The organism is Aeromicrobium sp. JP4, assembly GCF_054957925.1.
Genome location: NZ_CM143290.1, coordinates 2,657,921 through 2,679,544, shown reverse-complemented (window position 1 = coordinate 2,679,544; position 21,624 = coordinate 2,657,921). Strand labels below are relative to the sequence as shown.

Annotated in this window: 18 protein-coding genes; 5 read left to right on the top strand and 13 right to left on the bottom strand. The window is 71.9% G+C overall.

Annotated elements, in window-relative coordinates; genetic code table 11:
* Positions 1-45: 45 nt before the first annotated feature.
* The 5 genes from ACY1JX_RS13080 to ACY1JX_RS13060 all read right to left on the bottom strand — a co-directional run bounded on the left by ACY1JX_RS13080 (position 46) and on the right by ACY1JX_RS13060 (position 2,458).
* Positions 46-411, bottom strand: a complete 366-nt coding sequence (locus ACY1JX_RS13080) for a hypothetical protein (protein WP_462564227.1) — start codon at positions 409-411, stop codon at positions 46-48.
* A 75-nt stretch (positions 412-486) separates the two neighbouring features.
* Positions 487-846: a histone-like nucleoid-structuring protein Lsr2 gene (locus ACY1JX_RS13075; protein ID WP_462564226.1), complete on the bottom strand. Its 360-nt coding sequence runs from the start codon at positions 844-846 to the stop codon at positions 487-489.
* Between the two features lie 133 nt (positions 847-979).
* Positions 980-1,846, bottom strand: coding sequence for a hypothetical protein (locus ACY1JX_RS13070; protein WP_462564225.1), 867 nt, complete (start codon positions 1,844-1,846; stop codon positions 980-982).
* A gap of 78 nt (positions 1,847-1,924) precedes the next feature.
* A complete protein-coding gene (locus ACY1JX_RS13065) occupies positions 1,925-2,134 on the bottom strand; it encodes a hypothetical protein (RefSeq protein WP_462564224.1) in 210 nt (69 codons plus the stop codon).
* A 3-nt stretch (positions 2,135-2,137) separates the two neighbouring features.
* Positions 2,138-2,458 (bottom strand): hypothetical protein, encoded by a 321-nt coding sequence (locus ACY1JX_RS13060; RefSeq protein WP_286931432.1) that lies wholly within the window; start codon positions 2,456-2,458, stop codon positions 2,138-2,140.
* Between the two features lie 56 nt (positions 2,459-2,514).
* Between ACY1JX_RS13060 and ACY1JX_RS13055 the strand changes: the two genes are divergently transcribed.
* Positions 2,515-3,417, top strand: coding sequence for a mechanosensitive ion channel family protein (locus ACY1JX_RS13055; protein ID WP_462564223.1), 903 nt, complete (start codon positions 2,515-2,517; stop codon positions 3,415-3,417).
* The gene (locus ACY1JX_RS13050) at positions 3,414-3,806 is read left to right on the top strand and encodes a globin (protein WP_181752587.1); all 393 of its coding nucleotides are present in this window, start codon (positions 3,414-3,416) and stop codon (positions 3,804-3,806) included. Before ACY1JX_RS13055 ends, ACY1JX_RS13050 begins: the two co-directional genes overlap by 4 nt.
* On the opposite strand, the gene ACY1JX_RS13045 is transcribed toward ACY1JX_RS13050, so the two are convergent.
* The 3 genes from ACY1JX_RS13045 to ACY1JX_RS13035 are packed head-to-tail and all read right to left on the bottom strand — an operon-like array spanning position 3,807 to position 6,296.
* The gene (locus ACY1JX_RS13045; protein WP_462564222.1) at positions 3,807-4,508 is read right to left on the bottom strand and encodes a thioesterase family protein; all 702 of its coding nucleotides are present in this window, start codon (positions 4,506-4,508) and stop codon (positions 3,807-3,809) included.
* Positions 4,509-4,563: 55 nt separating this feature from the next.
* Entirely contained in the window at positions 4,564-4,791 is a 228-nt protein-coding gene (locus ACY1JX_RS13040; RefSeq protein WP_462564221.1) for a biotin/lipoyl-binding carrier protein, read from the bottom strand.
* On the bottom strand, positions 4,788-6,296 hold the full coding sequence (locus ACY1JX_RS13035) for an acyl-CoA carboxylase subunit beta (RefSeq protein ID WP_462564220.1): 1,509 nt from the start codon (positions 6,294-6,296) through the stop codon (positions 4,788-4,790). The genes ACY1JX_RS13040 and ACY1JX_RS13035 overlap by 4 nt, the downstream gene beginning before the upstream one ends.
* A 130-nt stretch (positions 6,297-6,426) precedes the next feature.
* On the opposite strand from ACY1JX_RS13035, the gene fabG reads away from it, so the two are divergent.
* The 3 genes from fabG to ACY1JX_RS13020 are packed head-to-tail and all read left to right on the top strand — an operon-like array spanning position 6,427 to position 8,869.
* Positions 6,427-7,182, top strand: coding sequence for a 3-oxoacyl-ACP reductase FabG (fabG, locus tag ACY1JX_RS13030; protein WP_286931427.1), 756 nt, complete (start codon positions 6,427-6,429; stop codon positions 7,180-7,182).
* Position 7,183: 1 nt separating this feature from the next.
* Positions 7,184-8,221, top strand: coding sequence for a phosphotransferase family protein (locus ACY1JX_RS13025; protein ID WP_286931426.1), 1,038 nt, complete (start codon positions 7,184-7,186; stop codon positions 8,219-8,221).
* 24 nt (positions 8,222-8,245) lie between these two features.
* Entirely contained in the window at positions 8,246-8,869 is a 624-nt protein-coding gene (locus ACY1JX_RS13020) for a TetR family transcriptional regulator (RefSeq protein WP_181752597.1), read from the top strand.
* Between the two features lie 6 nt (positions 8,870-8,875).
* Here ACY1JX_RS13020 and ACY1JX_RS13015 read toward each other — a convergent pair whose 3' ends face one another.
* The 5 genes from ACY1JX_RS13015 to ACY1JX_RS12995 all read right to left on the bottom strand — a co-directional run bounded on the left by ACY1JX_RS13015 (position 8,876) and on the right by ACY1JX_RS12995 (position 21,558).
* Positions 8,876-9,841, bottom strand: coding sequence for an NAD-dependent epimerase/dehydratase family protein (locus ACY1JX_RS13015; RefSeq protein WP_462564219.1), 966 nt, complete (start codon positions 9,839-9,841; stop codon positions 8,876-8,878).
* An 82-nt stretch (positions 9,842-9,923) separates the two neighbouring features.
* Positions 9,924-10,337: a holo-ACP synthase AcpS gene (gene acpS / locus ACY1JX_RS13010; RefSeq protein WP_181752601.1), complete on the bottom strand. Its 414-nt coding sequence runs from the start codon at positions 10,335-10,337 to the stop codon at positions 9,924-9,926.
* Positions 10,328-19,315 carry a fatty acid synthase subunit beta domain-containing protein gene (locus ACY1JX_RS13005; RefSeq protein ID WP_462564218.1) on the bottom strand — a complete coding sequence of 2,996 codons (8,988 nt, stop codon included), beginning with the start codon at positions 19,313-19,315 and terminating at the stop codon, positions 10,328-10,330. Before ACY1JX_RS13005 ends, acpS begins: the two co-directional genes overlap by 10 nt.
* A 273-nt stretch (positions 19,316-19,588) precedes the next feature.
* Entirely contained in the window at positions 19,589-20,344 is a 756-nt protein-coding gene (locus tag ACY1JX_RS13000) for a glucose 1-dehydrogenase (RefSeq protein WP_181752605.1), read from the bottom strand.
* Positions 20,341-21,558 (bottom strand): acetyl-CoA C-acetyltransferase, encoded by a 1,218-nt coding sequence (locus ACY1JX_RS12995; protein WP_462564217.1) that lies wholly within the window; start codon positions 21,556-21,558, stop codon positions 20,341-20,343. Before ACY1JX_RS12995 ends, ACY1JX_RS13000 begins: the two co-directional genes overlap by 4 nt.
* Positions 21,559-21,624: the final 66 nt, after the last annotated feature.

The following is a 21,624-nucleotide window of genomic DNA, read 5'->3' as shown; positions in this document are numbered from 1 at the left end:
GAGCGTCAGACCTCCGAATCGTCGTAAGAAGCCTCGTGGCAGTCCTCAGGTTCGTGCGCGCGAATCTGCGATCAGTGCGGCGACCAGGCCCAGAACGATGATCGGTGCTGCTGTGTAAAGCACCCAGAACCCCAAAACAATCTCGACATTGCGCATGACTGACACGTAGGCCAAGGCGCACGCGAGAACCAGGGTGAGAACGAAGGCGAGTGCTTCACGACCGGCGACCATGATTCCGACCGCCGAGGCTGCCGCGGCGGCCAGGGCGAGTCCCGCCGTGATGTCGTCCCACTGCGGTCCGAACCAGCTCCAGCTCGAGAAGGCGACGAAGATTGCTGCCACGCCAAGGCATGCGACGAGGAACCCGCACGCGATCGACACCCTGGGCTTTCGCATGTCACCCATCGCCATCGATCGCGTCTGCCCCTCGGCCGTTCGTCATCGGCGCCGGGACGCCAACGGGTGGCGCGCCGCTGAGCCCGACGATCACGGCGCGGCGTCGAAGGCGTCCAGGACCTCCTTCTTGATCCGGCCGCGCTCACTCACCTCGTAGCCGTTCTCCTTCGCCCACGTCCGCACGTGGGCGAGCTCCTCCGGGCTGCGACCCGATCCGGATCCGGCGCTGCCGCTGCCGCTGCGGCGCGCGGAGGTACCGCGCGACGGTGCCTTGCGCGCGGCCTTGACGTAGGTCTCGAGCGAGGCGCGGAGGGCATCGGCCTCCTTCTTCGTCAGGTCGATCTCATAGCTGGTGCCATCGAGGGCGAACGAGACGGTCTCTCCCTTGCCGTCCTGGATCTCCTCGCCCGAGATGTCGCTGGAAAGAATGGTGATCACGCGCTGCGCCATGATTTCTCCCTTTTCGGCATGAATTCTTCGACGAAAGGCGAATATCGCCCACTCATCATCAATTCACCTTAGCGAGATCACCCTTCTTCTTTGTGGACTAAACAAAGGCAAGGATTCGGAAAAGTGAAAGAAGTCATCCCGATTCGCTCATTGGCAGTCCTTCGCAGAGGTCGGGCGATCTCGGCGGCGGCGTGCAGCCGTACGGCAGGTGCACCACCGCGGCGGCATCGAGCCCGGTGGTGCGGAAGACGTCGTTTTCACCCGGTCCGGGCGCGACCTCGATGCGGCCACGCTCGCCGTCGGCCGTGCTGTAGGTGAGCTCGAGCCTCCACGAGCACGCACACGCGGTGGCCCGCGCGAGCACGTCGACGAACTCCAGGTCCGACCGGGTCACCTCGAGCGACTTCGGCTGGCTCTCCCGGCCCGTCACGGGATCGAGCCAGACGACCTTCTCGTCGTCGAGCGACACCGCGAGGTAGGAGACGTCAGCCGCCCCACCCTTGTCCCCGGTGAACCAGTAGCCGGCGAGCGGCGGCTGTCTGTCCTGCATCTTCACCGCGAACTGGTGGATGGTCACCGGCTCGTCGGTGGCTGCGCGCAGCTGGAGGCGGAACAGCGTGGTGGCCGCGTCATAGACGACCGGCGCGCCGACCGCCTCCATCGCCGCCTCTCCGCCGCGCGCCGCGATGTGGGCGGCCGCGTGCGTCTTCACCTCCGGGGCATCAGGGGGCCAGACGTGCTCGCCGCGGTGATCGGCCTCGACCATCGAGTCGAACTCGTCCGGCATCAGCACCGTGACCTGCAGCGGATCGCGGCCGGCGGCCTCCTGGGCCTGCGACCAGATCCCGGGACCGAGGTAGGACACCGCCCAGGCGGCGACGATCGAGGCAAGACCGGCCGCGATCACCTTCACCCGGCGCGTGAGGCCGAGGGCGGATTCGGCCTCCCCGTCGGAGCGCGACGGTGCTCGGCCCGACCGACTCCTGCGCCGCCTCGCCATGTCGCCCCCGACCGTGGCAGTTCCACCTGTCGCTCCAGCATGCGGCCCGGAGCGGGCGACTGACAAGCGCGCGGGCGGCTAGTGCTTGAAGTGGCCCGTGGCGCGGGCGAGGAGGTGCTGCACCTCGCGGCGGTCGGCGGCTTCGAGGCGCGTGACGAGCCGCTCGGCGGCCCGGCCGGACACCGTGGTGACCGTGCGGCCCTGCCACGAGACGAGGACCTTGCCGTCCTTCGTCACGCGGTAGGTGAAGACGTCCTCGGCGAACCGGTTCCGGGCGTCCTCAACCATGGATCAGTGCTTCGGGGTGCCCTCGGCGGCGGGCAGCGGCATGCGCTGCGTGGCCTCGATGTCGTGATCCGCCTTGGGGGTCGCGGGCGGGATCTCCGGGACGAAGTGCGTGCTCTTGGCGTTGACCGCGGCGGCGAGGACCCAGATGACGACGTAGACGAGCGCCGTGCCGCCGATGAACAGGCCGATCCACTCGATGGTGGACAGGGCCGCCTCGTCCACGGGCCAGGACTCGGGGGCGGTGCTGGCCGAGGCCGGGGTCGCGGCAGCGACGACGGCGAGCAGGGCGGCGGTGACGGCGGTGATCACTCGGGCGGGGCTCATGGGCCCATCGTATCCACCGGCATCTGGGCGTGAACCCTCACCCGTAGGGTTGAGGGGTGGATTGGACATGGACGCCGGAGGACCTCGCCGGCTGGCTGCTGGACGTGCCCGGACGGGCCCTGCTCATCGTGCTCATCGCGATCGTGCTGCGCTGGCTCGCCCACCGGTTCATCAACCGCCTCACGGGGCGCGCCGCGAAGGGAGCGGTCCCGGGGATCCTCGCCCAGTCCAAGGCCGGCGTGTTCCTGGCCGACCTGCGCAACGGCTCGAGCGAGCGCCGCCGTCAGCGCGCCGAGACGATGGGATCGCTGCTGCGCAGCATCGCCTCGGGCGTCATCTGGAGCATCGCGTTCGTCATGGTGCTCGGCGTCTTCGGGCTGCCGATCGCCCCGCTGCTGACCGGTGCCGGAGTGGCCGGCGTCGCGCTGGGCTTCGGCGCCCAGACCCTCGTGAAGGACTTCCTCTCGGGGATCTTCATGATCCTCGAGGACCAGTACGGCGTGGGCGACGCGGTCGACGTCGGTGAGGCCATCGGCACCGTCGAGGCCGTCGGCCTGCGCGTCACTCGGCTGCGCGACGTCAACGGCACCGTCTGGTACGTCCGCAACGGCGAGATCCTGCGCGTCGGCAACCACAGCCAGGAGTGGGCGCGCACCGTGCTCGACGTGACCGTCGCCTACGACTCCGACCTCGAGCTGGTCCAGCGGATCCTGCGCGAGGAGGCCCACGCGCTCGCCACCGACTCCACGCTCTCGGCCGTGATCATCGAGGAGCCCGAGGTGTGGGGCGTCGAGCGCTTCGACAAGGACGGCGCCGTCGTGCGCACCGTGCTCAAGACCGCTCCCCTGCACCAGGCCGACGTGGGCCGCGCCCTGCGCAGCCGCGTGCTGCGCCGGTTCGACGAGGCCGGCGTCCGCATCCCCTCCACCACACTTCCGCCCTCGGGAGGCACCGCATGACCGAACAGCCGCAGCAGGAGACGTTCTACGAGGCGATCGGCGGACGCGCGACGATCGAGCTGATCGTCGACGTCTTCTACCAGGGTGTCGCGCAGGACGAGGTGCTCCGGCCGATGTACCCCGAGGAGGATCTCGGGCCCGCGGCCGAGCGCCTGACGATGTTCCTCGAGCAGTACTGGGGCGGCCCGACCGAGTACTCGCAGCGCCGCGGGCACCCGCGACTGCGCATGCGGCACGCGCCCTATGCCGTCACCGAGGACGGGCGCGACCGCTGGCTCAAGCACTTCCGCGAGGGCCTCGACGCCGCCAAGCTCGACCCCGAGCACGACGCGCAGTTCTGGGCGTACGCGCAGCACGCCGCGAACTTCATGATCAACTCGCCGAGCTGATCAGCCCATCGCCGCCGCGAGCGTCTCGCGCTCGGCGTCGGTGAACGTCCGCGAGGACTGCGTGGCGGCGTCGAAGCCCACCAGCACAGCGAGGGACGAGGCGAACGCCTGACCGTCGGCGCCCAGCTGGGCCTCGATGGTGAAGGACGCGTTGCCGACCCGTCCGACGCGCGCCGTGGACTCGAGCCGCTCCTGCGGCGTGATGGGGCGGTGGTAGCGCGCCTCGACGCTCGCGACGACGAAGTTGCCCGGGGTGGCCCGCGTCAGCACGCCGTTGATGAACGGGACGCGCGTCTCCTGGAAGAGCTCGAACACCTGCGCCTCGTTGACCACGCCGGTGGCGTCGAGGTCGGTGTGCCGCAGCGCGATCGCCCCCGGCTGGGCCGCCGCGTTCAGCGGACCCCCGGCGGCCAGGCCGCCGTGGACGACCTCGATGGTGGCGAACACGGCGTCCGAGTCGGCCAGGCCGATCGACTGCAGGACCCGGTTCCCCTCGATGCTGCTCGTGACCACGACGGGACGCCGGCCCAGCAGCAGCGGGCGCTTGAACTGGATGGACATCGTGCCGATCGGACCCTCGGGCAGCTGCGGGATCGCGGCCCGCGCGTTCTCCGCGTACTTGAGGTAGACGACGTTGTTGACGTGGTTCAACGAGTCCAGGTCGGCCCAGCGCATCGGGATCTCGTGGCGGTACTCGGTCACTCCGGCATCCTGCCACGCAGCGTCCGCGAGGCCGGGCCGTGGTGACCGAGAACCGTCACGCGCCGAGGGTGTCGTCGATCTCGACGACCGGGTCGCCCTCCTGGACGATCTGGCCCTCGGCCACGAGAATGCCGGCGACATGACCATGGACAGGTGAGATGACGGGAATTTCCATCTTCATCGACTCGAGGATGACCAGCGGGTCGCCGGGACCCACCTGGTCGCCCTCGCGGGCGAGGATCTTCCACACGTTGCCGACGATCTCGGCCTTCGCGTCGATCATCGGTGCTCCAGCAGACGCAGCGAGGCGACGAGGCGGTCGCGCGTCTCCTCGGGGTGGATGACGTCCTCGATGATCCCGGCCTCGGCCGCCACGTAGGGGCGGGCGACGTTCTCGCGGTACTCCGCGGCGAGCTCGTCGCGCAGCGCGGCGGGGTCCTCGGCGGCGGCCAGCGCGCGGCGGTGCAGCAGGCCCACCGCACCGCCGGGGCCCATCACGGCGATCTCGGCGTTGGACCAGGCCCACGCGTGGTCGGCGCCCAGCGAGGTGGAGCCCATCGCGATGTAGGCACCGCCGTAGGCCTTGCGGACCACCACGGTCAGGCGCATCGACTTCTTCGCCTCGACGTACGCCTTGAGCACCTTGGCGCCCTGCGTGATGATGCCGCGGCCCTCCTCGACCGTGCCGGGCAGGAAGCCGGGCACGTCGACGAGGGTGATGATCGGGATGCCGAAGCGGCCGCAGAACTCCACGAAGCGGGCGATCTTGACCGAGTTCTTGGAGTCCAGGATGCCGCCGCGGACGGCGGGCTGGTTGGCGACGACGCCCACGGGGCGCCCCTCCACGCGGCCGAACAGCGTCAGGGCGCTGCCGGCGTACTCGGGCGAGAGCTCGAGGCGGGCGCCGTTGTCGAGCACGCCGTCGATGACCTGGTGCATGTCGAAGATGACGCTGGCCTTCTCGGGCACGACCTGGGGCAGCGCCTCGGCGGCGGTCTGGTTGACCGGCACGGGGGCGGTCACGGGCAGCACGCCGTCGGCGTTCGAGGGCAGGTACGACAGCAGGTGGCGGACCGACTGCAGCGCGTCGAGCTCGGTCTCGACCTCGAGGTGCGCCACGCCGCTCGTGCGGGTGTGCATGCCGGAGCCGCCGATCTCGTCGGCCGTGGCGTCCTCGCCGGTGGCGGCGCGCACGATGTCGGGACCGGTCAGGAACATGTGGCCGTGGCCCTTGACCATGATGGTCCAGTCGGTCAGCGCGGGCGAGTAGGCCGCGGCGCCGGCGCACGGGCCGAGGATCACCGAGATCTGCGGGATGCGCTGCTGCGCCTCCACGTTGAGCGCGAAGATCTCGCCGCAGCCGTGCAGGGCGAGGATGCCGTCGGGCACCCGGGCTCCGCCGGAGTCGTTCACGTAGACGATCGGGAAGCCGCGCTCGATCGCGAAGCGCTGGGCGCGGCAGATGGCCTCGGCCATGACCGCGCCGATCGCGCCGGACGCGATGGCGGCGTCGTGGCAGGCCACGACGACGGGACGGCCGTCCACGAGGCCCCAGCCGGTGATGACGCCGCTGCCCGCGCCGGGGGTGGCTGCGCGGAGCGGGGCGAGCTCGACGAAGGTGCCTTCGTCCATGAGCAGCTCGGCGCGCTCGCGGGCGGTGTGCACCCGGGCGCCGCGCGGCTCGACGCGAGCGAACCGCTCCCGTCGACGGGACTCCAGTCCCGCGCGCGGGACCGCTCCCGCGGTGGTCGTCTGCGTCGTCAGCCGGTCGTCAGAAACATGAGGCATTCCTCGACTATAGCCGAAACGTGAGGATTCCCTCATATTCATTGGTGGTGTTTCCGATGTGACCTTTCGCACCTGAGGTGCGTGCGATACGGTGACTAAGCAAGCGCTTAGACACCCAAGGAGACCGCACGTGTCCGAACCCCGTACCGCCATCATCACCGGAGCCGCCCGTGGCATCGGCGCCGGCATCGCCAAGCGATTCGCCGCCGACGGCTTCAAGGTCGCCGTCCTCGACCTCGACGAGTCGGCCTGCCAGACCGTCGTCGACGAGATCGTCGCGGCCGGTGGCCAGGCCCTCGCCGTCGGCGCCAACGTCGCCGACGCCGACGCCGTCGAGGCGGCCGTGTCGAAGGTCGCCGACGAGCTCGGCGCGCCGACCGTGCTGGTCAACAACGCCGGCGTGATCCGCGACAACCTGCTGTTCAAGATGACCACCGACGACTGGGACCTGGTCATGGACGTGCACCTCAAGGGCTCGTTCCTCATGACCAAGGCCGTCCAGAAGCACATGACCGAGGCCAAGTACGGCCGCGTCGTGAACCTCTCCAGCACCTCGGCGCTGGGCAACCGCGGCCAGGCCAACTACTCCGCCGCCAAGGCCGGTCTGCAGGGCTTCACCAAGACCCTCGCGATCGAGCTGGGCAAGTACGGCGTCACCGCCAACGCGATCGCCCCGGGCTTCATCCAGACCGACATGACCGCCGCGACGGCCGAGCGAATCGGCGTGCCGTTCGACGACTTCATCGAGTACGCCTCGAAGGAGATCCCCGTGCAGCGCGTCGGCCAGCCCGAGGACATCGCGCACACCGCCGCCTTCCTGTGCAGCGAGGGTGCCGGCTTCGTCTCCGGCCAGGTCATCTACGTCGCCGGCGGACCGAAGGACTGACGTGACCGCTCCTGACGTCGTCCAGGGACTCGACCTCGAGGCCCTGCGCACGTGGCTCGACGCTGAGGCCCCCGGGGAGATCCCGGGGGCGCTCAGCGCGTCGCTCATCACCGGTGGCAAGTCCAACCTGACGTACGCCGTCACCAACGGCGAGCGCGACGTCATCGTGCGCCGCCCGCCGCTGGGACACGTGCTGGCCACCGCCCACGACATGGGTCGTGAGCACCGCGTGATGGCGGCGCTGGCCGGCACCGCCGTCCCCGTGCCGCGCATGATCGCCGAGTGCACCGACGAGTCGGTCATCGGCGCGAAGTTCTACGTCATGGAGCGCATGTCGGGCACCGCCTTCCAGCGCGCCAAGGACCTCGAGGTCATCGGGGCGGAGCGCACGCGCGCCGTCACCGAGCGCCTCGTGGACACCCTGGCCGACCTGCACGCGGTGGACTACGAGGCCGTCGGCCTGGGCGACTTCGGTCGCCCCGACGGCTACCTCACGCGCCAGGTCGCCCGCTGGAAGAAGCAGCTGGACTCCTCGCGCTCGCGCGAGATCGAGGGCATCGACGAGCTGGCCGAGCGGCTGACGAGCTCGGTGCCCGCGACGAGCGAGAGCACGATCGTGCACGGCGACTACCGCCTCGACAACGTGCTCGTCGACACCGAGGACGGCGACCGCATCACCACCGTCCTGGACTGGGAGATGAGCACGCTCGGCGACCCGCTCACCGACGTGGCCGTCATGCTGGCGTACCAGCACCTGGCCCTGAGCGCCGGGCCGTCGAGCGGTCAGGTCACCGACGCGCCGCAGGCGCCCGGGTACCTCTCCCCCGACGAGGTCGTCGAGCGCTACGCCGCGCGATCGGGACGGGACGTCAGCGAGCTGGGCTTCCACCTGGGGCTGGCGTACTTCAAGCTCGCGGTCATCCTGGAGGGCATCTACTTCCGCCACGCGGCCGGTCAGACGGTGGGTTCGGGCTTCGACGGGATCGGCGCCATGATCGATCCCCTCGTCCAGCACGGACTTCACGCTACTTCCAAGTAATTCACGGGTAGTCTGGCGCGCGTGATGGCCGCCCAGATCCTCGAACCTCGCCGACGTCCCACGCAGGAGCGCAGCAAGGTCAAGTTCGACAGCCTGCTCCAGGCGTCGCGCGACGTGCTCCTCGACGTGGGCTTCGAGTCGTTCACGTGCGAGGAGGTCGCGCAGCGCGCCGGACTACCCATCGGCACCCTCTACCAGTTCTTCGCGAACAAGTACGTCATCGTGTGCGAGCTGGACCGGCTGAACGCCGTGGCGATCCAGTCCGAGCTCGACAAGCTGGCCGCCGAGCTGCCCACGCTCGACTGGCTCGTGCTGCTGGACCGGCTCGTCGACCACATGAGCCAGCTGTGGATCAACGATCCCTCCCGCAGCGCCGTCTGGTACGCCGTGCAGTCCACGCCGATCACCCGCGCCACGGCCGAGGTCACGGAGCAGCAGCTGGCCGCCCGGGTGGCGCACGTGCTGGCGCCCCTCACGCCGGGGACCCCGCGCGACCGGCGCAAGATCATGGCCGAGGTCCTGGTGCACATGTCGTACTCGATGCTCAACTTCTCGGTGCGCGACCTGCAGGAGCACGACGAGGCCATCATCGAGCTCAAGCGCCTGCTCGGCACCTACCTGCTGGCCGCCGAGGCCGGAGCCACCTGAGCCGCGTCAGAGCGCGGTCAGGACGCGGCGCTCCTCGTCGTCGGTGAGGCCGCAACGGCGGGGCTGGGTGCGGGTCTCCTCCCAGACCAGGACGTCGGCCAGCGTCTCCTCGAGCGAGCGCGTCGTCAGGCCCTGCGCCCGCGCGCGGCCGGTGTCCATCGTGGCGAAGCCGCGCCACTCGGGGTCGTCGATCCACAGCGGCAGCGTGGCAGGACCCATCCAGTCGCCGACGCCCAGGTCGCGCAGCCGCTCGATCGGCACGGGCCGTGGTCGCGCCGTCGACTTCGCGACCCGGCCGGCCACCTGCAGGACGCTCTGGAGGTCGGTCGTGGGGCCGGTGGCGTTGAACGTCCCCTCGACCCGCCGCTCGGCGAGGCCGACGATCCAGGCCGCGAGGTCGCGGACGTCGACCATGGCGCACGGGAAGTGGAGGTCGTCCGGGACCACCACCTCCGGGCCCACGGGGTGCGCGAAGCGCCACGGCCAGTAGCCGCTGCGGCCCGACCAGTCCCCCGGCCCGGCGATGAGCCCGGACCTCACCACGGCGGCCGGCCCGGCGGCCAGCACCGCCTGCTCGCAGGCCACCTTGGCGGCGCCGTAGTCGTCGTCCGAGGACATCGTGTCGGCCACGAGCGGCGCCAGGGTGGCGGCGTCCTCGCACTGCTCGATCGAGGAGAAGTCGGCGTACGCGTTGCCGCTGGACACGAAGACCCGGTGATCCGCGGTCAGGTCGCGCACGGCGCGTCTCACGTGGCCCGGCTGCCGCGCGACGTCGATGACGACGTCCCACCGCCTGCCCGCGAGAGGCGCGAGGCCGTCGTCCTCGTCGCGGTCGACCCGCACGAAGGCGACCCCGGCGGGAGGCTCGGCCGACCCGCGCGCTGCACACGTCACGCGGTGCCCCCGCGCGAGCGCCGACCGGGCGATCTCGTGGCCGAGGAAGGCGGTGCCGCCGAGGACGAGGAGCTCCATCACCCCAGCCAACCGCCGCCACCGCCCCGGGGGAAGTCCTGTTCGCGGAGGGCGCAAGTCACCAAGAGCGGAAGATCTCGGGTCAGGCGGAGAGGGTCACCATCGCGATGGCGGCGGGACCGTCGTGACTGAGGCTGACGTGCACCGTGACGTCCTCGAGATGCTTCGCGACGTCGCCGTGCAGGCGGATGCGGGGACGGCCCCACGCGTCGCGGATGACCTCGATCTGGTCGTGCACGTGCTCGCCGAGGGGCGGCGGGGTCCCCCACAGCGACTCCGACCAGGCCTTGATGAACGCCTCCTTGACCGCCCAGCGGGCGGCGAGGGACGCCATCTCCTGATCGGGGGTGCGACGCCCGGAGCCAGAAGGAGAACTCCGGGCGTCGCGGCGCTCGGCAGCTGTGAAGGCACTGCCGGCGCGGGTGCCCGGTCGCCGATGCTGCTCGGCGAATCCGGGCACGTCCACCAGGTCGATCCCGGTGCCGATCACCGGCACGCGTAGACCCCGTCCTCGCCCAGGCGGCCGCTCGCGTCGAGCAGCAGGGCCGCCTCGCGCTCGCGCACGCCCGAGTCGCCCAGGCGACGGTCGGCCGGACGCCGGTACAGCGCGTCGCCGCCGTACATGGCGTCCACGAGGCGCATGCGACCGTCGATCCGGCGACGCTCCGCCGCCTCGAGGTACGCGTCGCGCTCGTCGGCGGGGAGCGACTCCACGAACGCCTGCGAGTGCACCACGGCGATCAGACCGGCCACGTGACCGAAGCCGAGGCTGGTCAGCAGGCCCGCCTTGAGCGGCCCGGTCGCCAGCGGCTCGCGCAGCCACACGAGGTGCTCGTGCTCGGCCAGGTCGTCCATGACGCAGTCCAGGCTCCGGTTCGGCGGCAGGACGCCGCCCTCCAGCACCTGGCACAGCCCGATCAGCTGGAAGGCGGCCGCGCCGCCCTTGCTGTGGCCGGTCAGCGCCTTCTGGCTCATGACGTACAGCGGGTTGCCCTCGCTGCGGCCCAGGGCCGCCGCCAGCCGCTCGTGCAGCTCGGACTCGTTGCGCTCGTTGACGCCGGTCGACGTGTCGTGCTTGGACAGCACGCCGATGTCGTCCGCGCCCACGCCGAGGGCCGAGAGGGAGCGGGCCAGCTGCGACTCGCGTCCACCACGGCCTGCCGCCAGGGCACCGAGGCCCGGCGCCGGGATCGACGTGTGAACGCCGTCGGCGAACGAGGCCGCGTAGGCCACGACTCCGAGCACCGGGAGGCCCATCCGCGCCGCCAGGTCACCGCGGGCCAGCAGGATCGTGCCGCCGCCCTGCGACTCCACGAACCCGCCGTAGCGACGGTCGTTGGCCCGGCTGAAGTAGCGGTCCTCGAGGCCCTTGGCGGCCATCGCCGCGGAGTCCGCGGTGGCCGACATGTCGCCGAAGCCCACGATGCCCTCGACCGAGAGGTCGTCGAAGCCGCCGGCCACGACGAACTCGGCCTTGTTGAGGCGGATCTTGTCCACGCCCTCCTCGACCGACACCGCGGTCGTGGCGCACGCGGCCACCGGGTGCACCATCGCGCCGTAGCTGCCCACGTAGGACTGGACCACGTGCGCGGCGATGACGTTCGGCAGCGCCTCCTGCAGGATGTCGTTCGGCTTCGACTCGCCCAGCAGGGTGTCGATGTACAGCGAGTGCATCGACGTCATGCCGCCCATGCCGGTGCCCTGCGTGTTCGCCACCAGGGTCGGGTGGGTCCAGCGCATCAGCTCGGACGGGGTGAAGCCCGAGGACAGGAACGCGTCCACGGTGCAGATGAGGTTCCACAGCGCCACGCGGTCGACCGCCTCGACCATCTCGGCCGGGACGCCCCAGACCGTCGGGTCGAAGCCCGTCGGGATCTGGCCGCCGACCGTGCGGGTCAGCTTCATCTTGCGCGGCACGCGGACCTGCGTGCCCGCCTTGCGGGTCACCGTCCACTCGCCCTCGCCGTCCTGGCTGATCACCGTGTGCTCGGGGTCGGCGTCGCGCATCGCCTGCGCCTCTGCCTGCCCCGAGACCGTGAAGGTCAGGTCCTGGTCGAGGTACACCGACGCCAGCAGCGGCGCGGTGTTGTCGACCATGTCGCCGTCGTCGACGTACCGGCGGACGCCGATGCGCTCGCGGACCGCGTCCTCGTACCGGTCGGCGATCTCGTGCTCGGCGACGACCTCGCCGGACTCGGTGTCGAACCAGCCGCGGTTGGTCGCGTCCCAGCTGAGCAGCCCGGTGGACCACGCCAGCTCGAGCACGCCGGCGGCGGACAGGCGGTCCTCGACCTCCATCTCGAAGCGCGTGCGCGACGAGCCGTACGGGCCCAGCTCGCCGGCGCCCACGATGACCACGAGGTCCTCGGGACGGGCGGTGACGCCGGCCCACTCGGGCGTCTCGACGCGGTCGAGGCGCGACGGGGGCGCGGGGAGCGCCGGGATCGTCGAGTTCTCGTCCGTGATCTCGATACGCCGCTCGCTGCGCTCGCGTGCTACTCGATCACCGAGGGCCTTCATGTCGAGGTCGGCCTCGCCGAGGCCTCCCGTGAGGTCGAGGGTCAGCGGACCCTCGGTCGCCTGCTGACGGGCCTGCGGGGTGCAGGCCTCGAGCAGCGCGGCGGCCATCTCGTCGGGCGACCAGGTGCGCACGCCGGCGGTCTCGACGGCCTCGACGAGCGGGTCGTTGGCGCCCATGAGGCCCGTGCCGCGGACCCAGCCGATGATGGCGTGGGCCAGCGTGACCTTGTCGGCCCAGCGCTTCTCCGAGCCCCACTTGGTGACGAGGGCGTCGAGCGCGGCCTTGGCCTCGCCGTACGCGCCGTCGCCGCCGAACATGCCGCGGTTGGGCGAGCCCGGCAGCAGCACGTGCAGGCGGGCGTCGAGGTTGCGGTCGGTGACCGACGACGACAGGGCGCCGACGAGCCGCTCGACCGACCACAGCAGGATGCGCATCTCGAGCTCGGCGCGGGGGCCGGCCTCGGTCGCGTCGCCCATGACCCGGCCGGCCGCGAACGGCACCAGCAGCGTCGGGGTCAGCGAGGGCTTCGACACTGTCGTGACGCCGGCGGCGGTACGGGACTGCTCGGCCCCGATCCACTCGACCAGCGCGTCCACGTCGGCGAACGACGCCAGGTTCGCGGGCACGACCCACAGGACCGCGCCGGCGCGGGCGTTGCGCCGGTACAGGTCCTTGAAGAAGCGCAGCTTCTTCGGCGCCAGCGAGGACGTGGTGGCCACGACCGTGGCACCGCCCGCGAGCAGCTCGCCCACGACGGAGCCGGCGATCGAGCCGTCGGCCGCACCGGTCACGACCGCGACCTCGCCGGCGAAGGTGCCGGCGGACGTGTCGCGCGCTTCCCCGGCGATGCGGGCGAACCGCTCGTCGCCGGTCCGGGCGAGCCAGTGCTCGGCCTGCTTCGCCACGACCTCGCCGGTCCCGGTGAAGGAGCCGACGACCTCGTCGCCGTGCGCCAGGCGTGCGAGGTCCTCGCGTGCCGACGCCCAGCGGTCGTCCAGGACGACCGCGTGCTCGGCGTCGAAGACGCCCTCGGTGGCCTTGATCCAGTCGGTGCCCAGCTCGGCCTCGACCCGCGCGACGACCGCGGCCGCCTGCTCGTCGGGCTCGGCCGTCGCGGGCACGTCGACCAGGTCGAGGTGCTCCAGCACGAGTCGCGCCGCCGAGGCGAGCACGCCGTCGCGGCCGGTGATGGCCGCCGTGAACTCGCCGAGCGCCTCCGCGTCGATCGTGGCGCCGTCGCCACCGCCCGCGGACGGCATCTGCACCGTCACGCCGTGGCGCGAGGCGACCGCCTGGACCGCGGCGTCGATGGCCGCGTCGACGTCGCCCGCCGAGGCGATCGACGCCTCGCCGAACGCGCCGCCGCGGACGCTCTGGCCCTCGCGGGTCACCATGGCCAGCTCGGCCAGGACGTGCGAGGCCCAGCCCGAGCCGAGCTGCCACGCACCCGCGACGCGCTCGGCGACGGCCGACTGCTTGCGACCCGTCGGGCCGAGCACCTTCTTGAGGTGGTCGCCGAAGGCCTCGGCCAGGACCGGGCCGAACGGCTTGTAGGTGCGCGCGAGGGCGTCGACCTGACCGCCCAGCGTGACGATGTCCGCCTCCGCGGCGCCGTCGATCGCGCCCAGCGACAGCTCGCCGCCGAGGTCGATCAGCAGCTGGTTGCGGCGGCTGGACGCGCCGTCGGTCAGCGACTCGATCGTGTCGGCCGCACCGAGCTGGTCCAGGCGCAGCTTCGTCCACCACGCGATGAGGACCTTCGTGGCATCGGCTGCCGAGAAGGGCAGGTCGGCGGCCGTCTGCGTGGCGGATCCGCCGGCCGGAGCGGCCGCGGGGGCGGCGGCCTGCTGCGGCGCGCTGGCCTCGACGGTCGCCTCGGGGGCCTCGTCCTCCACCGGGGCCGGGTCCTCGTCGGTCCCGTACACGGCGGCGGCGTCGCGCTCGACGTTCAGCACCTCGACGCTCGGGTAGCCGGGCAGCTTCAGCGTGCCGGACGCCAGGTTGGCCACGGTCGGGGCCGAGCCGACGCCGACCTCGACGAAGCGCTCGACGCCCAGGCCACCCTCCTCGACGGGGATGAACATGAGGTCCTGCGTCTCGATCCAGCGCACGGGGCTGGCGAACTGCCAGGCCAGCAGCTCGATCAGCAGGTCGCGGCACAGCATGCCCGGGTCCTCCGACCGCGGGACGGTGGTGCCGACGTACTCCTCGACCTCGCGGATGAAGTCCTCGTCCAGGCTGAACGGCTTCGGCACGAGGTTGGGGACGTAGCGACCCTCGAGGATCGACGGGTCGATCGACGGCGGCAGCAGCTCCTGCAGCTTGTGACGGAAGTCCGGCACGCCGCCGTGCAGCACGCGGCTGTGGAACGGCACGTCGATGCCGGGCACGAGGATGAACGCGGCCTTGCCACCGAACCGAGCGCGGCGCTCGGCCACGTCCTTCTCCAGGACCTCGAGGCCCCGGACGGTGCCGGCGATCGCGTACTGCGAGCCCCGCATGTTGTAGTTGACGATCTGCAGGAACTCGCCCGAGGCCTCACCGAGGCCTTCGACGTAGTCCTTCACCTCGTCGTCGGCCAGGCCGATCTGCGAGGGGCGGATCGCCGCGAGGCGGTAGTCGCTGCGGCCCTTCTCGTCACGGGGCACGAGGGTGTGCATGACCGAGCCGCGCTGGAACACGACCTCGACGACGGCCTCGAGGCTGATGACGCCCGAGACCGCGGCGAGCGCGTTGTACTCGCCGACGGAGTGGCCGGCCAGGACCGCGCCGTCCACGAACGCGCCGCCCTCACGGAGCTCGGCCATCTGGGCGGCGCCCAGCACGGCCATCGCGACCTGCGTGAACTGCGTCAGGTAGAGCACGCCGTCGGGGTGGTGGTGCGTGACGCCGCGGACGGTGAGATCGGTCGGGTTGTCGCGGACGACCGTCAGGATCGAGAAGCCGAGCGCGGAGCGGGTGTGCTTGTCGGCACGGTCCCAGACCTCGCGCGCGGCGGGGCAGCGCTGGTAGCCGGCCATGCCCATGCCGGGGCTCTGGATGCCCTGGCCGGGGAAGGCGTAGGCGGTGCGGGGCGCCTCCAGCACGGCCGAGGCGGCCATGACGATCTCGCCCTCGGCGCGCACGGTGACGTCCAGCACCTCGCGGCCGTGGGACAGGCCCACGCGGTCGGCGCGGACCTCCACCTCGGCACCCGGAGCGACGGGGGCCATGAAGCGCGTGGTCCAGCCGGCGATGCGGCGTCCAGTCTCGTCGGAGACCGCGTGCTGCGCGGCGGCGGAGGTCCACATGCCGTGCACGATGGGCGCGCCGAGCCCGGCCAGGCGGGCGGCGGCGACGCTGGTGTGGATCGGGTTGTGGTCGCCGGTGACCGAGGCGAACGCGCCGAGGTCGGACGGGGCGGTCACGGTCACGCGGGCGCGGGTCCGGCGCGGGGTGTCCTTGACCTCGTCGTCGCCCAGGACGTCACCCGCACGAGCGGGGTCGGCCAGGGAGGCGGCGCCCGTGCGGCCGCGGATCGCGAACCGCTCGCGCATCGTGGCGACGTCGCCGACCGTGACGTCGACGGTGACGACGCGGCCGTACTGGGACTCCTCCACACCCGTCAGGGCGGCGCGGATCCCGAGCGGGGTGCGCTCGGTCGGCAGCGGCTGGGCGGTGATCGCGTGGTCGAGGTGGACCAGGTCGAGCATGCCCTCGACGACGGGGACGCCCTCGGCGTTCCGGGCGTCGCCGATCACGGCGAAGACCGCGGGCCAGGCCAGTCCGACCAGCACGTCGGGCACGCGGTGGCGGCCGAGCACGAGCGGCCCGGCGCTGACGGCGGCGTGGTCGGCGGCCAGGTCCGGGTCCCAGTCGACGTCGAGGTGCGCGACGCCGTTGGAGACCTCAGGAAGGCTGCCGGCGACGGCACCGCTGACGATCTGGGCCATGGCCGACACGGCGGCGTCGGTGGTGACCACCGGGGCGTGGCCGCGCGCGGCGCCGGACGGCACCTCGATGCGCAGCGTCAGCTCGCGGCCGTGACCGAGCGGCACGGTGAGGTCGGCGGCGGAGTCGCCCGAGGCGACGAGACGGGCGCCGGTGGCGGCCTGCTCGGCGGAGTCGGTGTCGGTCAGCACCCACTCGGCACCGAGGCGGTGCACGGGGTTGGTGACGGTGCGGCCCGCCCAGACCACGTCGGGGGCGGCGAGGACCACGGCGAGCGGGGCGGCGAGGCGGCTGTCGCCCTCACGGCGACGCGCCGGCACGCGCTGCGGGGCGCGGCCCGAGGCGAGCAGGGCGTCGACCGCGGCGTCCTCGAAGCGCTGCAGCAGCTCGGCGACGGGCTCGTCGACGCGCGTGATGCCCGCGACGCTGGCCGTGCCGGGGATGATGCAGACCTCGTCGGCGCCGTAGCGCGGGTCGTGCGCCTGCCACAGGGAGTCCGAGCGCCACCAGCGACGCACGTCGGCGTCGACGACCGGCACGAAGTTCACGGGCTTGCCGGCCCGACGGCAGACCTCGACGAAGAACGCCTCGTCCGCCGGGTGCAGGGTCACGGAGGCGGCGTCGGGGTACGCCGCGAGCAGGCGGTCGAGGGCGGCCGGGCCGTCCTCGACGTCGGTCGGCTCGGCGAAGAGCGTCGCGATCTCGCCACGGTCCTGCTCGGCGAGGCGGGCCTCGGCGCGCTGCGCCAGGGCGTGGAACCGGTCGCGCAGCGACACGTCGAGCCACTGGGCCGAGCCGTCGGCGGCGGTGCCGGAGAGCTCGACGAAGCGGCCGAGCCAGCGGGCGTAGGTCATCGCGGCGACGTCGCCGAAGTACGGCTTGGCGGTGCGGTCGAGAGCCTCGACGATCTCGTCGCGGCGACGGGCGACCGCGTCGGCGTCGCCGGCGACCTCGTCGAGGAGTCGGCCGGTGCGCGACGCGGTGTTGTCGATCTCGTGGATGTCGGCGCCGAGCTGGCTGCGGCCAGAGGCCATGCCGTTCTTGGCGGTGCCGGCGCCGACCCAGGCACCGGTGCCGCGGGTCTCGACGAGCATCTGCTTGACCTCGGGGGCCGTCGTGGCCTCGAGGGTCGCCATGGCGGCGGTGCCGACGAGGATGCCGTCGACGGGCATGTCGGGGAAGCCGTGGCGCTGGGCCCACGTGCCGGTCAGCCACGCGGCCGCGGCGTCGGAGGTGCCGATGCCGCCGCCGACGCACAGCACGACGTTCGACTGGGCGCGCAGCTCGCCGTAGGTGGCCAGGATCAGGTCGTCCAGGTCCTCCCACGAGTGGTGGCCACCGGCGCGGCCTCCCTCGACCTGCACGATGACGGTGCGGTCGACCTTCTTGGCGATCGCGAGGACCTCGCGGATCTGGCGCACCGTGCCGGGCTTGAACACGACGTGCTCGATGCCGGCCTCGGTCAGCTCGTCGACGAGGGCGACGGCCTCGTCGAGCTCGGGGATGCCGGCCGTCACGATGACGGCGTCGATCGGGGCGCCGGCGGCGCGGGCGCGCTGGACGAGCCGGTTCTGGCCCAGCTGCAGGCGCCACAGGTAGGGGTCGAGGAAGAGCGAGTTGAACTGGTAGGTCGCGCCCTCGTCGAGCAGCGAGTCCAGCTCGGCGATGCGGGCGTCGAAGATCTCCTCGGTCACCTGGCCGCCACCGGCGAGCTCGGACCAGAAGCCGGCGTTGGCCGCGGCGGCCACGATCGGCGCGTCCACGGTGGTGGGCGTCATGCCCGCGAGCAGGATCGGCGACTTGCCGGTGGCGCGCGTGAACGCGGTCTCGACCGAGGTGGAGCCGTCGGGCAGCGTCACGAGACGCGGCGCGAAGGTGGACCACGCGACGGGCACGGCGGGGCGAGCGCCGGTGATCGTCAGCTCGCGGTGGCCACGACGCGTCGTGGGGGCCACCAGGCCGACGCCGCGCGAGCGGGTCTCGGCGGCGGTGAGGCGCGAGGCGAGGTCGCCGGGCCCGAGGTCGAGGACCCACTCGGCTCCGGCGTCGAGTGCGGCGGTGACGTCGACGACCCAGTCGACCGGGTCGATGATGGCGCGCTGCGTCGCGTGGCGGGCGTGCTCGGCGTCGATGCCGATGCGGGCCGCCCACTCGGCCACGAGGTCGGCCGTCTCGGCGAGGTCGGGGTGGTGGAACGCGAGGGCGGACTCGACCGGCTCGATCACCGGGGCGAACGGCGCACCGCCGGTGACCTTGCGCTCACGCTCGTCCTTCTCGTCGGCGGCCACCTGCTCGAGGCGGGCGGTGGCGGCGGCGAGGGCCGCGGACGGACCGGACAGCACCACGGAGCGGCGCCCGTTGCGGATGTGGCAGACGGCGCCGGTGCCCTCGACGATGGCGGCGACGCGCTCGGGGACGACTCCCGAGACGGCCAGCATCGTCTGTCCGAGCAGCCCGCGGCGACGGCCGACGACCTGCGCGGCGGCACCGACCAGGCGGGCGAGCGCGAGCACCTCGACGTCCGGGACGCCGGCGAGCGCCTCGGCGGCGAGGACCCCCTGCGAGTGGCCGGCCACGGCGACGGGCGGGTGGGCGGCGACGTCGAGACCCTGGCGCGTCAGCGCACGCAGACCGGCGAGCTGCGCGAGGGTGATGCCGGGGACCGAGGCGGCCGGGGCCGTGACGTCGGCACCGGCGGGCAGGCCCGGGGCGTCGTCGTCCTCGGCGGACTCGCCGACGGCGAGCACGTCCACCCACGCCACGGGGTCGAAGGCGACGCCCGCACGGGCGAGCTCGGTGGCCACGGGCGCCAGCATGCGGTCCGAGCGGCGCACGAGGTCGGCGACGTCGGCGTCCAGCGCGAAGTCGCGGACGAGGTCGGCCAGCGGGCCGAGCCAGTCCCCGCCCTGCCCGCCGAAGACCAGGGCCCACGGCGTACCCGAGCGCAGGTCGTCGAGCAGGCTGTCGGTGCGGCGGTCGCGGGAGGTCGGGGCGTGGAACACAGAGGTGTCGAGCGTCGTCATGTCATCCATCGTGACACAAACGTGAGGCTTTCCTCATCTTTGGACTGAGGTTTTCCTCATGTTTTGGATCACACTGAGCCGGCGCGCCGTGGCGGGTGTGACTGGTGGGGCGCTGCTCAAGTTGTAACTGATAGTTGCACACAGGATTGTTCACACGTGGGGACAAACTTTCCCGCAGATCGTCGTCCGAAGGGACTTCTGTGCATGATTCAGCAGAAGAACGCCGAAAGGCCCCGGGACCGAGGTCCCGGGGCCCTTCGTCGCAGTGAGTGGTCAGACGCCGCCGGTCAGCAGCAGCCCCCCGTCGACGGTGAGGCACTGGCCGGTCATCCAGGCCGCGTCCTGCGAGAGCAGGAAGGTGGTGACGCCCGCGATGTCCTCAGGCTCGCCGAGTCGCTTCAGCGGGTACGCCGAGGCGACCTCCTCCTCGCGTCCCTCGTACAGCGCACCGGCGAACCGGGTCTTCACGACGGCCGGGGCCACGGCGTTCACGCGCACCGAGGGAGCCAGCTCGAGCGAGAGCTCCTTCGTGATGTGGATGACCGCGGCCTTCGACGCGCCGTACATGCCGATCATCGGGGCCGGCTTGAGACCGGCGACCGACGCGATGTTCACGATCGCACCGCCGTTGTCCTTGAGCGAGGCGTTGTAGGCCTTCTGCGCCCACGACACCGCGGCCAGCACGTTGACCTCGAAGATCTTGCGGCCCGCGTTCAGGTCCATCTCGATCATCGGGCCGTACGTCGGGTTGATCCCGGTGTTGTTCACCAGGAAGTCCAACCCGCCGAAGTGCTCGACGGCCTTCGCGACCGTCTCGTCCTGGTGGGCGGCGTCGTCGGCCGGACCCGCCACGTACGCGGCGTTGTCCGGGCCGAGCTCGGCAACCGCGGCCTCGAGGGCCTCGGTCTTGCGCGCCGTGATGACCACCTTCGCGCCGTCGTCGACGAGGCGCTGCGCGACACCGAGACCGATGCCCCGCGACGCGCCCGTGACGATCGCGACCTTGCCGGCGAAACGACCTTCCGTCACGAGAGGCGCTCCAGCACCATGGCCATGCCCATGCCGCCGCCGACGCACATGGACTCGACGCCGAACTGCTTGTCGTGCCACTGCAGCGAGTTGATCAGCGTGGAGGTGATGCGCGCGCCGGTCATGCCGAACGGGTGGCCCACCGCGATGGCGCCGCCGTTGACGTTGAGCTTGTCCATCGGGATGCCGAGCTCGCGGGCGGAGCCCCAGGCCTGGACCGCGAAGGCCTCGTTGATCTCGTACAGGTCGATGTCGTCGATGCCCATGCCGGCGTGCTTGAGCGCGGCGGGGATCGCCTCGACAGGGCCGAGTCCCATGATCTCGGGCGACAGGCCGGTGACGGCGGTCGACACGATGCGCGCGAGCGGGGTCAGGCCCAGCTCCTTGGCGCGGGTGTCGCTCATGATCACCACGGCGGCGGCGCCGTCGTTGAGCGGGCAGGCGTTGCCGGCGGTGACGGTGCCGTCGGGGCGGAACACCGGCTTGAGGCTGGACACGGCCTCCATCGTGGTGCCGGCGCGCGGGCCGTCGTCCTTGCTCACGGTCGTGCCGTCGGGCAGCGTGACGGGCGTGATGTCCTTGGCCCAGAAACCCTCCTCGATGCGCTGCTCGACGAGGTTCTGGCTGCGGACGGCGAACTCGTCCTGCTCCTGGCGGCTCATGCCCAGGTGCTGCGCGACGTTCTCGGCCGTCTGGCCCATCGCGATGTAGAGGTCGGGCAGCTCGCTGTTGCCGCGCGGGTCGACCCACGTCTCGGCGCCACCCTCGGCGCGCTTGGCGGTGCGGGCGATCGCGTCGGCGAACAGCGGGTTCTCGGTACCCGGGATGTCGGAGAAGCCGTTGCCGAACCGGCTCACGGTCTCCACGCCCGCGGAGATGAAGGCGTCGCCCTCGCCGGCCTTGATCGCGTGGAACGCCATCCGGGTGGTCTGCAGCGAGGAGGAGCAGTAGCGGTTGACCGTCACGCCCGGCAGGTGGTCCATGCCCGACAGCACGGCCACGGCGCGCGCCAGGTTGTGGCCGGCCTCGCCGGCCGGCTGGCCGACGCCGAGGTGCAGGTCGGTGAACTCCTTGCGGTCGACGCCGGGCACCTTCGCCAGCGCGGCCTCGATCATCTGGACGGTGAGGTCGTCAGGACGCATGTCCTTGAGCGAACCCTTGCCCGCGCGGCCGATCGGCGAGCGTGCGGTGGAGACGATGACTGCTTCGGGCATGTTGTTGCCTTTCGGTGTGCCGGCGGCGAACCGCCAATGACTAAGCGCTTGCTTAGTCTGTCATTC

What these genes read in the sequence shown, in the direction of transcription:
- ACY1JX_RS13065 (WP_462564224.1), bottom strand. Translation starts at nt 2,134, where the DNA reads ATGGTTGAGGACGCCCGGAACCGGTTCGCCGAGGACGTCTTCACCTAC.
- ACY1JX_RS13050 (WP_181752587.1), top strand. Translation starts at nt 3,414, where the DNA reads ATGACCGAACAGCCGCAGCAGGAGACGTTCTACGAGGCGATCGGCGGA.
- ACY1JX_RS13075 (WP_462564226.1), bottom strand. Translation starts at nt 846, where the DNA reads ATGGCGCAGCGCGTGATCACCATTCTTTCCAGCGACATCTCGGGCGAG.
- ACY1JX_RS13080 (WP_462564227.1), bottom strand. Translation starts at nt 411, where the DNA reads ATGGCGATGGGTGACATGCGAAAGCCCAGGGTGTCGATCGCGTGCGGG.
- ACY1JX_RS13060 (WP_286931432.1), bottom strand. Translation starts at nt 2,458, where the DNA reads ATGAGCCCCGCCCGAGTGATCACCGCCGTCACCGCCGCCCTGCTCGCC.
- ACY1JX_RS13005 (WP_462564218.1), bottom strand. Translation starts at nt 19,315, where the DNA reads ATGACGACGCTCGACACCTCTGTGTTCCACGCCCCGACCTCCCGCGAC.
- ACY1JX_RS13040 (WP_462564221.1), bottom strand. Translation starts at nt 4,791, where the DNA reads ATGATCGACGCGAAGGCCGAGATCGTCGGCAACGTGTGGAAGATCCTC.
- ACY1JX_RS13015 (WP_462564219.1), bottom strand. Translation starts at nt 9,841, where the DNA reads ATGGAGCTCCTCGTCCTCGGCGGCACCGCCTTCCTCGGCCACGAGATC.
- ACY1JX_RS12995 (WP_462564217.1), bottom strand. Translation starts at nt 21,558, where the DNA reads ATGCCCGAAGCAGTCATCGTCTCCACCGCACGCTCGCCGATCGGCCGC.
- ACY1JX_RS13035 (WP_462564220.1), bottom strand. Translation starts at nt 6,296, where the DNA reads ATGCCTCATGTTTCTGACGACCGGCTGACGACGCAGACGACCACCGCG.
- ACY1JX_RS13070 (WP_462564225.1), bottom strand. Translation starts at nt 1,846, where the DNA reads ATGGCGAGGCGGCGCAGGAGTCGGTCGGGCCGAGCACCGTCGCGCTCC.
- ACY1JX_RS13020 (WP_181752597.1), top strand. Translation starts at nt 8,246, where the DNA reads ATGGCCGCCCAGATCCTCGAACCTCGCCGACGTCCCACGCAGGAGCGC.